The 13,053-nt window shown below is 74.1% G+C and carries 12 protein-coding genes; 5 read left to right on the forward strand and 7 right to left on the reverse strand.

What is annotated here, in order from left to right; translation table 11 throughout:
• The first annotated feature begins 84 nt into the window (after nucleotides 1-84).
• Nucleotides 85-423 (forward strand): histone-like nucleoid-structuring protein Lsr2, encoded by a 339-nt coding sequence (locus ACWENR_RS09225; RefSeq protein WP_452276526.1) that lies wholly within the window; start codon nucleotides 85-87, stop codon nucleotides 421-423.
• A gap of 72 nt (nucleotides 424-495) precedes the next feature.
• On the opposite strand, the gene ACWENR_RS09230 is transcribed toward ACWENR_RS09225, so the two are convergent.
• The 5 genes from ACWENR_RS09230 to ACWENR_RS09250 form a co-directional block, all read right to left on the reverse strand.
• The gene (locus tag ACWENR_RS09230; RefSeq protein ID WP_452276515.1) at nucleotides 496-1,386 is read right to left on the reverse strand and encodes a sulfite exporter TauE/SafE family protein; all 891 of its coding nucleotides are present in this window, start codon (nucleotides 1,384-1,386) and stop codon (nucleotides 496-498) included.
• A complete protein-coding gene (locus ACWENR_RS09235; protein WP_452276516.1) occupies nucleotides 1,383-1,985 on the reverse strand; it encodes a rhodanese-like domain-containing protein in 603 nt (200 codons plus the stop codon). The genes ACWENR_RS09230 and ACWENR_RS09235 overlap by 4 nt, the downstream gene beginning before the upstream one ends.
• 113 nt (nucleotides 1,986-2,098) lie before the next feature.
• Nucleotides 2,099-3,496 carry an MBL fold metallo-hydrolase gene (locus ACWENR_RS09240; protein ID WP_452276517.1) on the reverse strand — a complete coding sequence of 466 codons (1,398 nt, stop codon included), beginning with the start codon at nucleotides 3,494-3,496 and terminating at the stop codon, nucleotides 2,099-2,101.
• 136 nt (nucleotides 3,497-3,632) lie between these two features.
• Nucleotides 3,633-3,902, reverse strand: a complete 270-nt coding sequence (locus tag ACWENR_RS09245; RefSeq protein ID WP_452276518.1) for a metal-sensitive transcriptional regulator — start codon at nucleotides 3,900-3,902, stop codon at nucleotides 3,633-3,635.
• 313 nt (nucleotides 3,903-4,215) lie between these two features.
• On the reverse strand, nucleotides 4,216-5,418 hold the full coding sequence (locus ACWENR_RS09250; RefSeq protein ID WP_452276519.1) for an FAD-dependent oxidoreductase: 1,203 nt from the start codon (nucleotides 5,416-5,418) through the stop codon (nucleotides 4,216-4,218).
• A gap of 217 nt (nucleotides 5,419-5,635) precedes the next feature.
• Here ACWENR_RS09250 and sigJ point away from each other — a divergent pair, with 217 nt between their 5' ends.
• Nucleotides 5,636-6,550, forward strand: a complete 915-nt coding sequence (gene sigJ, locus ACWENR_RS09255; protein ID WP_452276520.1) for an RNA polymerase sigma factor SigJ — start codon at nucleotides 5,636-5,638, stop codon at nucleotides 6,548-6,550.
• Nucleotides 6,551-6,647: 97 nt separating this feature from the next.
• On the opposite strand, the gene helR is transcribed toward sigJ, so the two are convergent.
• Nucleotides 6,648-8,783 (reverse strand): RNA polymerase recycling motor ATPase HelR, encoded by a 2,136-nt coding sequence (gene helR, locus ACWENR_RS09260; protein WP_452276521.1) that lies wholly within the window; start codon nucleotides 8,781-8,783, stop codon nucleotides 6,648-6,650.
• A gap of 517 nt (nucleotides 8,784-9,300) precedes the next feature.
• On the opposite strand from helR, the gene ACWENR_RS09265 reads away from it, so the two are divergent.
• Nucleotides 9,301-10,155: a class I SAM-dependent methyltransferase gene (locus ACWENR_RS09265; protein ID WP_452276522.1), complete on the forward strand. Its 855-nt coding sequence runs from the start codon at nucleotides 9,301-9,303 to the stop codon at nucleotides 10,153-10,155.
• A gap of 103 nt (nucleotides 10,156-10,258) precedes the next feature.
• On the opposite strand, the gene ACWENR_RS09270 is transcribed toward ACWENR_RS09265, so the two are convergent.
• A complete protein-coding gene (locus ACWENR_RS09270) occupies nucleotides 10,259-10,630 on the reverse strand; it encodes a hypothetical protein (RefSeq protein ID WP_452276523.1) in 372 nt (123 codons plus the stop codon).
• A 392-nt stretch (nucleotides 10,631-11,022) separates the two neighbouring features.
• Here ACWENR_RS09270 and ACWENR_RS09275 point away from each other — a divergent pair, with 392 nt between their 5' ends.
• Entirely contained in the window at nucleotides 11,023-11,880 is an 858-nt protein-coding gene (locus ACWENR_RS09275) for a DUF4132 domain-containing protein (protein WP_452276524.1), read from the forward strand.
• On the forward strand, nucleotides 11,877-13,053 hold a 1,177-nt coding region (locus ACWENR_RS09280; protein WP_452276525.1), incomplete at its 3' end, for a hypothetical protein. The genes ACWENR_RS09275 and ACWENR_RS09280, both read left to right, overlap by 4 nt.

The following is a 13,053-nucleotide window of genomic DNA, read 5'->3' on the forward strand; positions in this document are numbered from 1 at the left end:
GTGCCCAACCGTCGATAGGGATGCGGCCGGGGCGTACCATTCCACGACTTGACCATGCACGACGAATGCGCGGGAGTTGCCGTCATGGCCCGAAAAGTGATCACCATCCTGACCGACGACCTCGACGGGGGATCGGCGGATCGGACCATCGATTTCAGCCTGGACGGCGTCGCCTATGCCATCGACCTGTCCGATCAGAATGCCGGCGCCCTGCGTAAGGCCCTGGACGTGTACATCGACGCGGCCCGGCGGACCGGCCGAAGTGGCATTGACCTGGATCGGTCGACGGCTCCGGTGACGCCCGCGGGTCGCAGCCGCGCCCAGACCCGCGCGATCCGCGAATGGGCCGTCGAGAACGGCTACCAGATTTCCGAGCGGGGCCGCATCCCGAACTCCGTGGTGAGGGCCTACGACAACCGCTGACCACTCCGTCCGCCGGGAGGCTCCCGCCGCGCCCGCGCCGCCGGTGGAACCGACGACGCCGCCTGCCGGACCTCAGCGCCGCCCGGCTGCCACGGCCGTACGGTCGGGGTTCCGTTCCCGCCGTCGGCTCCGCCGGACGGTGACGCCGACCGTCAGCGCGGCGGCCAGCGCCAGCGCGGCCCACAGCAGCGGGTCGGCCCGCACCTGGTCCGGCGCCTGTTGGGCGAGCACGAACACGCCCATCACCACGACGAACCAGCCGAACGCCTTGCGCAGCACGTCCTCGGGGATCCGGCCGGCGAGTCGACCGCCGAGCAGGCTGCCGACCACGGCGGCAGCCGTCACCGCGGCGGCCAGGCCCCAGTCGACGCCGACGCTGGACAGGTAGCCGGCCAGCCCGGCGAAGGACTTCATCGCGATGACCACCAGGGAGGTGCCGACCGCGACCGGCATCGGCAGGCCGCCGAGCAGCGCCAGTGCCGGCACCACCAGGAAGCCGCCGCCAGCGCCGACCAGGCCCGTCACCAGACCGACCACGACGCCGTCGAGGACGACGCGCAGGACCGGTAGCTCGTGCGGTGCCGGCCGTGCCGCCGCGGCCCGCCGCCCTCGGATCATCGCCACGGCGGTCGCCAGCATCATCAGGGCGAACCCGGTGAGCAGCACGCCGGCCGGGACGAACTCGGCCAGCCGGCCCCCGGCGTACGCGCCGGCCATGCCGGCCAGGCCGAAGAGCAGGCCGGTGCGCCACCGGATGCGGCCGGCCCGCGCGTGCGGCAGGACTCCCACGGCGCTGGTGACGCCGACGACCAGCAGCGAGGTGGCGATGGCCTCCTTGGCCGGCAGGTCGGCGACGTACACCAGCAGCGGCACGGCCAGGATCGATCCGCCGCCGCCGAGCAGGCCGAGGCTGATCCCGATCAGCACGGCCAGCCCGACGGTCAGCGCCAGGTTGGCGCTCATGACCGCCGCCCGGCGGCCGGCCCTCCACCCAGCTGGCCGACGACGGTGTCCAGGTCGCAGCTGGCGCCCCGGTTGTAGGGGAGCTTGCCCAGCAGCATGCCCATCGCACAGGTGTTGGTGAGGGCGGCGAAGGTCAGCCCGGCGCCGATGAACGCGGCGACCCACTTCAGGCCGGGGACGAACACCGAGGCGAGGATGCTGACCAGGACGATGGAGCCGGCGACCAGGCGGACCTGGCGCTCCAGGTCCCACCGGGGCCGGCCCTGGGAGATCGGGGCGTGGGCGGCCTGCCAGGCCATGATGCCGCCGTTGAGGATCTTGAGGTTGGGCAGGCCGGCGCCGGCGAGGGTCTGCTCGGCCTGGGCGGCGCGGGCGCCGGAGCGGCAGATCAGCACGACGTCCTCGTCGAGGTGGCGGCGCAGCTCCTCGCGGTGCTCCTTGAGCAGGTCCAACGGCACGTTGTAGGAGCCGGGGATGTGCGAGGCCTCGAACTCTCCGGGCGTGCGCACGTCGAGCAGCCGGGGCGCCCGCCCGGCGTCGATCAGCTCGCGCAGCGTCGCCGCGTCGAGGGTGGCGGGGCTGGTCGGGGTCGTGGTCATGGTGTCTCCTTGGATCACGTCGGTCGTGCGGGGTGGGGCCGCTGGTGTGGCCCGTGCGGTCGTGTGTCCGCCGCGCGGGGCCGGCATTCGCGCCGGCCCGGCGCGGGCGACGTTCAGGCGGCGGCCATCCGGACGCCGACCTGCTCGGCGCGGCCGAACGCGTCGTCGATGAGGACGACCTCGCGGCCGGCGTTGGCCAGCAGGGACGCGGCCGCGGTGGCGCGGTAGCCGGAGCCGCAGTGCACCCAGACCACGCCCTCGGGCACGTCGGCGAGCCGCTTCGGCAGGTCGGGCAGCGGCACGTGCACCGCGCCGTCGATGTGGCCGGCGTTCCACTCGTTGGTCATCCGGACGTCGAGGACGACCTGCGGCGCGGGCAGGCCCGCGGGGGTGTCGCCGGCCTGTGCGGCCGCGAGGGCCGGGAAGTCCGCGACGGTCAGCTCGCGCAGCTCGGCCGGGCCGGTCGCCCACTGCTCGGGGTCGCCGGTGGCCTGGGCGGCGGGCCGGTCGATGCCGATGCGGGCCAGCTCGCGCTGGGCGTCGGCGACCTGCTCGGGCGTCTGCGCGAGCAGGGTGATCGGCACGCCCCAGTCGATGAGCCAGCCGAGCCAGGTCGACATCGGGCCGTCGAGGCCGAGGGCGACGGTGCCGGCGAGGTGCGAGCTGGCGTACGCCTTGCGGTGTCGCAGGTCGACGACCCACTCGCCGGCGGCGATCCGCTCGCGCAGCTGCGCGGCGTCGGCGCGGGTGGCCGGGGTGAGGTCGACCGGGGCGGGGCCGGCGGCGTTGGCCACGCCCATGTGGGCGTAGTAGGCGGGGTAGGCGTCGAGGCCGGCGAGGGTCTCGGTGACGAACCGGTCGGCGGCCAGTCGCAGCACGGGGTTGGCCTGCTTCTCCCGCCCGATGGTGGACTCGGGGGCGTCGGCCTGGCTGGCGGAGCAGAAGCTGCCGAAGCCGTGGGTGGGCCAGACCTGGGCGCCGTCGGGGAGCAGGTCGGCCAGCTTCCGGGCCGAGTCGTGCTGGTGCTGGGCCAGGGTGTGGGCGTGCTGCTGGCCGAGCAGGTCGGTGCGGCCGGTGGTGCCGAACAGCAGCGAGCCGCCGGTGAACACCCCGGCCGGCTGCCAGCCGCCGTCGGTGGCCTCGTCGAGGACGTACGACAGGTGGTGGAACGTGTGGCCCGGGGTGGCGACCACCCGCAGCCGCAGCCGGTCGGAGACGGTCACCTCGTCGCCGTCGGCGACGGGGGTCCGGTCGAAGCCCACCTCGTCGTGGCCGGAGACGAGGTACTGCGCGCCCGTGAGCCGGGCCAGCTCCAGGCCGCCGGAGACGTAGTCGTTGTGGATGTGGGTCTCCACCACGTGGGTGATCCGCAGACCCTTCTCGCCCGCGAGGTACATGACCCGGTCGACGTCCCGCTGCGGGTCCACCACGACGGCCACCCGGCCGTCCGTCGCGAGGTAGCTGCGGTCGCCCAGGGACGAGGTCGCGATGACCGACACCTGTACCGACATTCGTCTTCTCCCTTCACGCCTCCCTATATACCCGGGGGGGTATATAGGGAATAGTCTCCACTCTTTGTCGAACTTGAAAACGCGCCACCCACCCCGGCGGGCACGCCGCCGGGGCTTCGGCGTCAGGCTCGGCGGATCACGCCAGGGCCAGGAACAGCTTCTCCAGCTCCTCCTCGGTCATCTCCGGCTGCTCGCCGCGGTCGCGGGCCGTGGAGCAGTGCCGCATGCCGGAGGCGATGATCTTGTAACCCGCGCGGTCGATCGCCTTCGACACCGCGGCGAGCTGGGTCAGTGCCTCGCGGCAGTCCTGGCCGTTCTCCATCATCTCGATGACCGCGTTGAGCTGCCCTCGGGCTCGCTTCAGGCGGGTCAGTGCCTCGCCGGTCATCTCGGGACGCAACTTCATCTGATCTACCTCCGCTCCCACCGTAGCGCGTACCCCCGGGGGTATATGGCGGCACGGGCCTTCCGGCGGGCGGGGGCGCGTCGATCGCGCCGCCCGTGGTCCACGGCTGCCGTACCTGATCGTCACAACATACCCCCAGGGGTATTAATTCCGTCCGGCCGGGGCCCCGGTCGGACGGCCGGCGAGGCGGGTCGGGCCAGGGTGGGGCCGCTCGGGCAGCGAGGTGCGTCGGTCGGGTGAGGCTGGTCGGTCAGGTGAGGCGGATCGTGTCAGTGCGGCGAGGTGAGGCGGATCGTGTCGGTGAGGCGATCGGTCAGGCGAGGCCGCGCAGCATGCCGTGCCAGTACATCGCGGGCAACCCGTGCCGCTTGAGCAGCCACATGTCGTAGCGCGGCTTCATCGTGTCGATGAGCGGGAAGCTCGGCCTGGGCCTGAGCTCGTAGTCGAACTCGGCGAGCAGCATCCGGTCGCGCGCGGTGACGAGCGGGCAGGAGGTGTAGCCGTCGTAGCGGGCCGGCAGTGGTTCGCCCCGGCGCGCCGCGAGCAGGTTGGCCACGACGACCGGCGCCTGCTTGCGGATGGCGGCCCCGGTCTTCGAGGTGGGCAGGTTCGCCACGTCGCCGAGGGCGAAGACCTCCGGCCAGCGGTCGCTGCGCAGCGTGTGCCTGTCGACCGCGAGGTAGCCGAAAGGGCTGGCGGGGTCGGCGAGCGGGCTTTCCTTGAGCCAGTCCGGAGCGCTCTGCGGTGGTACGGCGTGCAGCAGGTCGTAGTCGACGGTCTCCGTGACGCCGGACCTGTTGTCGACGAGGGTCGCCCGACGGCCGGGGCCGTCGACCTCGACGAGCTGGGACTCGTAGCGGACCTCGATGCCGTATCGGGCGGCCACGGACTCGAGCACCCTGGCCCAGTCGGGCTGGCTGAAGATGGTCGGCGTCGGCAGCACGAGGATGATCCGCGTGGCGTCCCGCAGCCCCTGCCGCCGCCACCAGTCGGCGGCCAGGTAGGCGATCTTCTGCGGGGCGCCGCCGCACTTGACCGGCCCGGCCGGCATGGTGAAGATCGCGGTGCCGCCGCGTACGGCGCGGATGAACTCCCAGGTCCGGGGGGCGAGGTCGTATCGGTAGTTGCTGGACACCCCGTCGCGGCCGACCGACTCGGCCAGGCCGGGGACCGCGTCGAAGTCGAGCTGCAGCCCCGGGGCCATGACCAGTTGGTCGTAGGCGACCGTGTCGCCGCCGCCGAGCGTGACGGTGCGATCGTCCGGATCGACGCCGACCGCCCGGTCCCGGATCCAGCTCACGCCCCTGGGGATGAGCTTCCGCTGCGGCCTGACGGTCTCGCCCGCCGTGGCGAGGCCGCCCCCCACCAGGGTCCAGAGTGGTTGGTAGTAGTGCTGCGCGGAGGGTTCGACCAGGGCGACGTCGGAGACGCCCCGGCGGCGCAGGCGCGCGGCCACGCTGATGCCGGCGGTGCCGCCGCCGACGATGACGACCTGATGATGCCGGACCGAGGTCATGGAACCTCCCAGGTAGGAGAAGGGCGGCTGCCGGGCGCGCCGGCGACCATCGCAGTCCACCATACCTAGGGGGGTATGGCGTGGCGAGGTGGTCGCGGCGCGCGGCGCGTCGCCGGTGGGGGACCGGTGCGGGACGGGTCACATCCGGGCGTGCGCATGTCACACCCGCGACGGCGGGGCTGCTCTGAAGAGTGAACCCCGACCGGAGGTGACATCCGTGCCCGATGCCGAGCGGCCGGCGCCGCACGCCGACCCGACCACGACGTTCCTGGCCCACCGGGAGCTGCTGTTCTCGGTGGTCTACGCGATGCTGGGCAGCGTCGCGGACACCGACGACGTGCTCCAGGAGACCTGGTTGGCCTGGGCGGCCAGGAACCGCGCCGACGGCGCGTCGATCGACAACCCGCGCGCCTACCTCACGCGCATCGCCGTCAACCAGGCCCTCGCCCAGCGTGCGGCCCTGGACCGGCGCCGCGAGACCTACGTCGGCCAGTGGCTGCCCGAACCCCTGGTCGCCCGGCCCGACGACGGCGACGCCCTCGACGCCGTCCTCCGTGCCGAGTCGTCGTCGATGGCGCTGCTGGTGGTGCTGGAGACGCTCAGCAGCGCCGAGCGGGCCGTCTTCGTGCTGCACGAGGTGTTCGGCTACCCGCACACCGAGATCGCGACCATCATCGACCGCACATCGGCGGCGGTACGCCAGCTCGCGCACCGGGCGCGCGAGCACGTGCAGGCGCGCCGGCCCCGCTTCCCGTCCGACCCGGGGCTCCAGCGGCAGGTGACCGAGCGATTCCTCACCGCCGCGCTCGGCGGCGACCTGCACGGGCTGCTGGCCGTCCTCGCGCCGGACGTCACACTGTGGACGGACGGGGGCGGCAAGGGCCCCGCCACCAGCCTGCACCCGGTGCACGGCCGCGACGACGTGGCCCGGCTGCTCCTGGCGGTCGCCGCCGGCGTCCCGGCCGGGCTCGACATCCGTTACCGGCGGGTCAACGGCGACCCCGCCGCGATCCTGTTCGAACGCGGCGCCCCGCTCGCCGTCCTGGTGCTCGACCTCGACCCCGAGCGGGAGGCGGTGCGCCGGGTCTTCTCCGTGACCAACCCCGACAAGCTCGCCCGGGTCGACGGCTGAGGTCCACGGGCCGCCGGCGCGACCGGCACGCCACGGACCCAGGCCCCGTGGCGTGCCGGCAGGCAGGGTGAGGCAACGGCCGCCGGCGTCGCCCCCGTCAGGAACTGGTGAGTACGACGAGCTGCCGCGTCGCCCGGGTCATCGCGACGTAGCGGTCGACCGCCGCCTCGATGCCCTCGCCGAAGGCATGCGGGTCGACGAGGACGACCAGGTCGAACTCGAGTCCCTTCGCCAGCTCCGGGGTCAGCGACCGCACGCGGGGCGTCGCCTGGAAGGCGGGGTCGCCGATGACGCAGGCGGTCCCCTCGGCATGGGCCGCGAGCCACGCGTCGAGGATCGACCCGAGCTCGGCGGCGGCCCCGTGCGCGACGGGGATGCCGCTGCTGCGTACCGAGGTCGGCACGTTGGCGTCCGGGAGCACCGCCCGGATGACCGGCTCGGCTTCCGCCATGACCTCCTTGGGCGTCCGGTAGTTGATGCTCAGGGACGCCAGCTCGATCCGGTCGAGCCCGACGCGTTCGAGCCGCTGCCGCCACGACTCCGTGAACCCGTGCCGGGCCTGGGCGCGGTCCCCGACGATGGTGAAGCTCCGGGACGGGCAGCGCAGCAGCAGCATCTGCCACTCGGCGTCGGTCAGCTCCTGGGCCTCGTCCACGACGATGTGCGCGAACGGGCCGGCGAGCAGGTCCGGTTCGGCCTCGGGCAGCGCGCTCCCGTCGACCAGGGCGTCCTGGAGATCGAGCTGGCGCAGGCTCGACAGCACACCCTCGCCGTCGTCGTAGGCGTGGGCCGCGATCAGCTCGTCGACGACCGTGGCCATGCGCTCCCGTTCGACGGCGACGATGGCCTCGTGCCGGCGGTCGCGCCCGGACGCCTCCGGGTCGCCGAGCCGCTGACGTGCCGCGTCCAGCAGCGGCAGGTCCGACACCGTCCAGGCCCGGGCGTCCTCGCGCTGCAGCCTGCGGATCTCGTCCCGGCTGAGCCAGGGGGCGCACCGGCGCAGGTAGGCGGGCACCGACCACAGGTCCGACACGATGTCGGCCGCGTCGAGCACCGGCCAGGCACGGTTGAAGGCCCCCCGCAGCTCCCGGTTGCGCAGCAGCGACCGGCGGACCAGGTCGTCCGGCTCGTCGCCGTCGTACCTTTCCGTCAGGATCGTGAGCAGGGCCTCCCAGATCTCGTCACGCGCCTCGTTGTGCGGGGTGCCCGGGTCCGGCGCCTCGAACGCCTCCGCCCAGTCTCCGGCGCGCAGCCGGATGTCGGAGTCGTCGGTCGGCACCGTCATCCCCCTGGTCGGCGGCTCCTCGTAGAACCGGACGGCCGCCTCGATCGCCCTCACCAGGCCGGCGGACGACTTCAGCCGGGCCACCTCCGGGTCGGTCTCCGTGGCGGCGTTGGCGCCCTCGGGGACCAGGTCCCGCAGGGTGCAGATCTGCACGTCCTCCTCGCCGAGGCTGGGCAGGACGTCGGCGACGTAGGCGAGGTAGGGCCGGTGCGGGCCGACGAACAGCACACCGCCCCGGCGCTGCCGCAGGCGTGGGTCGGCGTAGAGGAGGTAGGCGGTGCGGTGCAGGGCGACGACGGTCTTCCCCGTGCCGGGGCCGCCGTCCACGACGAGCGCGCCGCTCGATCCCGCGCGGATGATGGCGTCCTGGTCGGCCTGGATCGTGCCGAGCACGTCGCGCATCCGGTCGGACCGGCTGGCGCCCAGGCTGGCGATGAAGGCGGACTGGTCGTCGAGCACGGCGGCGTGCCCCTCGAACCCGTCCGGCGTGAACACCTCGTCCCAGTAGTCGGTGATCCGGCCCCGGGTCCAGCGGTACCTGCGGCGGCTCGCCAGGCCCATCGGGTTGGCGTGGGTCGCGCCGAAGAACGGCTCGGCGGCGGGCGAGCGCCAGTCGAGCAGGAGTTGGCGGCCCGCACTGTCCGTCAGGCCGCGTCGCCCGATGTACACGGTCTCGGAGCCGTCCGCCCTGACCATGTGCCCCAGGCACAGGTCCAGACCGAAGCGGCCCAGCGCGCGCAGGCGGGCGGTCAGCCGGCGGATCTCCTGGTCCCGGTCCACCGCCTGCCGGCCCTTGCCGCCGGGGGCCTTGCGCGCGGCGTCGAGGCGACCGGTCAGGTCGGCGGACAACTGCGTGAGGCTCTCCGCGAGGGCCGCGAAGTGCTGCTCGTCGCGGGCGATCAACGCCGGATCGGCCTTCGGAGCGTGGTCGTCGGGAAGGTCGAACACGCTGGAGGTCAGAGAATGCAATTCACCAAATCCGATCTGAGATCGTTTCTGCTTCCGGAGTGAGCGAGGATCCGCATTCTGCGGCGTGACGAATCCGGCGGTCGCCGACGGCGGCACGCTCGTCGGCCCGCGTCGACCGGACGGTCCGCGCCGCCGGCACGCGCTCAGCGAACCCGTCGGCCGGCGACGCGCACACCCGCGCCCCCGGCACCGGGTGCGCTGACGCGCCGCGCGCCCGCCGTTCCGCCCCGCACGCGCACCTCGCCGTCCGACCCGCGGTCGGGCGCCCCCAGGGACCCGGAGGTCGACAACAACACACGCATTTCGTGACGTCCATTCCTGTGGGATTCCGCCCTCGGCGGACGATTCTGCGGCACGACCCGGGTCTTGCCGCAAGCCCCCGGGTGCGCTATACATTAAGAGTGGGAGGGATTTGTGTTCCTCCACAGGTCGGCACATTCAGCCGCGTCGGCACATTCAGCCGCGAAAGAGTCTTCAATTTCCCGGGCGGGCCGGAGTGGACACACCCGACGGATGGCAGTGGGATCCGACCCTGTTCCAGGGCAGCGCGGCCTACTACGACAGGGGGCGGCTGCCGTACGCGCCGCGGTTCGCCGAGCGGCTCGCCGAGACACTGGCGCTGGACGGTTCCGGCCGGCTCCTCGACGTCGGCTGCGGGCCCGGGACCGTGACGCTGGCGCTGGCGCCGTACTTCGCGCGGGTCGTCGGCGTCGATCCCGACCCGGACATGCTGGTCGAGGCAGGCCGCCGCGCGCAGCGGCTCGACGTCGGCAACGCCCGCTGGGTGACGGCGCGGGCCGAGGAACTGCCGGCCGGCCTGGGGGAGTTCCGGGCGGTGATGTTCGCGCAGTCGTTCCACTGGACCGACCGCGACAGGGTCGCCGCCGCGGTGCGCGGGATGCTTCCGCCCGGCGGGGCCTTCCTGCACATGAGCGACCGTAAGGGGCCGCCGGCCGGACCGGTCGTCGGGCTGTCGCACCCGGCCCCGCCGCTGGAGCGCGTCGCCGCGCTGGTGCGCAGCTACCTCGGCGAGGCGCGCCGGGCCGGGCGGGGCGTGCTCGTCGACGGCACGCCGGGCGGGGAGGAGCGGGTGCTGGCGCGGGCGGGTTTCGAGGGGTTCCGGCGGCTCGTCGTGCCGGCCGGCGCGGTGGTGGAGCGGTCCGCCGACGACGTCGTCGCGTACGTGTTCTCCCGCTCGGACTCGGCGCCGCACCTCTTCGGAGATCGGCTAAGCCTGTTCGAGCGCGACCTGCGCGACCTGCTGCGCGAGGCCTCGCCGGCCGGCGTCTTCGCCGAGCAGGTGCCGGACACCGAGATCAAGATATGGCGGAAGCCGCTCGCCGCACGGTAGCGCCGGGAGCGGCGACGCCCGTCGTGAGCGCTCCTGCTGCGCACCTCACGTGGCGGCGAGCAGGCGGGTGGCGAGCCGGGGTGGCACGGCCCGCAGCAGGGTGTCACGCGGCGGTGTGCCGCCGCCGGTGCGCGAGGTCGTCCGCGACTGCCGGGACGCCACCGCCGTGAGGCGAGTGGTGCGAGGGTCGGCGTTCGGCGTCGTGGCGACGTGACCGCTCGGGAATGTCGGCCGCGTGGCGGACGCGTCCAGTCCAGGGACGTGAACAACTCCGCGGCGCCGTCGAGTTGCGCCGGAGTCGGCGCCACGGACGCCAGGCTCCGCCGGCCACCACGGTCCGTGCCGTGTCGGCGCGATCCCGCTCGTCGGGGGACGCCTCGACGATCACCACCTCGGCCGCCTCGGCGCGGAGGCTCTCCAGTAGCGCGGTGGTCGGCGCGCCGCCCCCGCCGTCGAGGGCCGTCGGGTCCGTCACGGCGCAGAGCGTACCCACCGGCCCCGCTCGCCGGCCGGGCCGGATCCGCCCGGCGTTCCCGGCGCCGGGGCGACCGGGAGCGGCCGTGCCCGTCGCGTCGCCCGGCCGGGGCGACGGCGCCGCCGGTGGGACCGGCCCTCCCGCCGCAATGTGACCCCGATCACTCCACCGTCGTGTCGGCACGGCCGGTTCCCGCCCGGAACCCGGTCGACCGGGGGCCGGACCTGCGGTTCAGGCGGATCTTCGGTCCGCCAGTCCCGCCGCGCGCCCGCCGCCGCCCCGCGGACGGGTCGCTGTCGTGTCGGTCACTACTGTTAGCGTGCCCTGCGGCGTCGATCGTGGCTGATTCCTCATGAAATATGCCTAATTTGCCACTGCGGAGGGTGTTCCTGATGGCCTGGCTACCGGTGGGAGACTCGTACGAGATCTCCCTCGTGGACGGAAAGGTGGCGGCCCGGTCCAGCGGTCCGCGTGCCACCGGCCGTCCACTCAAGACGCTGCCGAAGGTGTTGCGAGACGACCCCGAGGTGGACCGGCTGCGCCAGCTCGCCCAGTGGCTCGATCGGCACACCGCCGAATGCCTGGCCCGCGTCGACGCCTGGGTGGTCTCCTCGCTGCCGGTGCCGACCGGGCTGCTGGCCCGGGTCTGGCCGGATCCGGCCTGGCAGGGCGCGCTGCGCGACCTCGTGGTGCTCGGCGACGACCCGGCCGAGCCGGGCTTCCTGCGGGACGTCACCGACACCGGCGACCTGCGCGTGGTCACCCTCGACGGGGAGACCGTCCGGCTCTCGCCGACCACCGCGACGCTGCCCCATCCGGTGCGCCTGCCCGACCTGGCCGACCTGCGGGGATTCGCCGGGGAACTGGAGATCACCCAGCGGGTCGAGCAACTGCACCGCGGCACCTGGGGCAGGCCCGACGGCCTGCGGGAGCGCGACACCGCGATCACCGACTTCCGGGGCACCACGGTCCCCAACCGGCTGGCCGCCCGGGCCGCCACCCTCGGCTTCCGGGTCTCCGGGTCGCAGGTCACCTGCCGGGTCTGGGAGGACGGCCGGACCGTCGAGGCCGCCATGTTGTTCGACGAGGACTACTGGGACTCCGAGGCGACCCTGGGCAGCCTCTCCTGGTCGGTGGTGGACGGGCCGACGCTGCGGTTGACCGAGGTCGGGCCGGTGGCCTGGTCGGAAGGAATGCGGATGGCGACGGCCCTGTCCGGCGCCGCGACGCGAGCGGGGGAGAAGGCGTGACCGGGAAGACGACGAGGGCCGGCGGGGAGTCGGCCGAGAGCCTGTTGGCCGCCGGCGCGGTGCTGCCCGTCGACACCGCCGGAGCCGGCGAGCGGGCCGTGCCCCTCACCGCCCGCACCTACCGGCACCCGGCCCTCGACGACCGGCCGGTGGTCCGCCTGGTCGACGCCGCGCTGGGCGAGGGCGAGGACATCGCCCTCGGCTTCCTCGGCCTGGCCCCGGCCGCCGAGCCGGCCGTCGTCGGGCTCGGCCCCCGCCGGCCGCTGGCCTTCCCCGAGTGGGTGCTGGTGCACCACCCGGATGACGGCCGGCACGCGCTGGCGGTGGTGCCGGAGCTGCAGAAGCTGGCCAAGCAGGCGCGGTCGCGGCCGAAGGCCGCCCTGGACGGGCACCTGGCCGTCGCCGACCGGTTCGCCCGTACGCTGCCGCACTTCCTGCCGACGTTCTTCGAGCAGGCGGCGCGGGTGTTCCAGGCCGCCGGGCAGGACGCCTACGCGCTCCAGCTGTTCAACAAGGCGCGCAAGGCCGAGGCGCAGCACGGCCTGCCGGTCGACCCGGCCCGGCTCGACGAGGTCTACGCGGAGTTCGTGTCCGCCAAGGTGGTGTCGGCGACCGCGCTCGCCGCGTACGCGAAGGAACTGGCCGCCCGGTTGCCGGCGGACGAGGCGCTGGAGCGGTTCTGCCGGCTGGCGCTGCGCGCCGCGACCGCCGGCGTGGTGCCGTCCGCGCAGTCGGCCAACGCGGTGAACCGGCTGGTCCGCGCCGCCACGAAGGCCGCCAGGGCGAGTGCCGGCACGAAGGCCGCCAAGGCGGCGGCCGCGGCCGCCGCCGACCGGGAGGCGGCCTACCTGACCGAGCTGCTGCGGCTGCCGGCGGCCGCCCAGGCACCGGCCGGCTGGTGGAAGGCGCATCTGCCCGCGGTGACGACGCTGGCCGGCCGCGACCCGGCCGTCCGCGGCGGCCTGCTCGACCTGATGCCCGCCGACCGGGACGACCTGGCCGCGTGGCTGGCCCTGCTGACCGGCACCGGCGCGCTCGCCGGGCTGACCGATCCGGACGTGCCGGACCCGGCCCGGCCGCACGAAGAAGATGCCGTTGACCAGCACCCCGCCGACGATCGAGGCGAGCAGCGGGGGCACCGGCCCGACCGCGCGGTCGAACGCGTCGGGCGGG

The organism is Micromonospora sp. NPDC004336, from assembly GCF_053602615.1.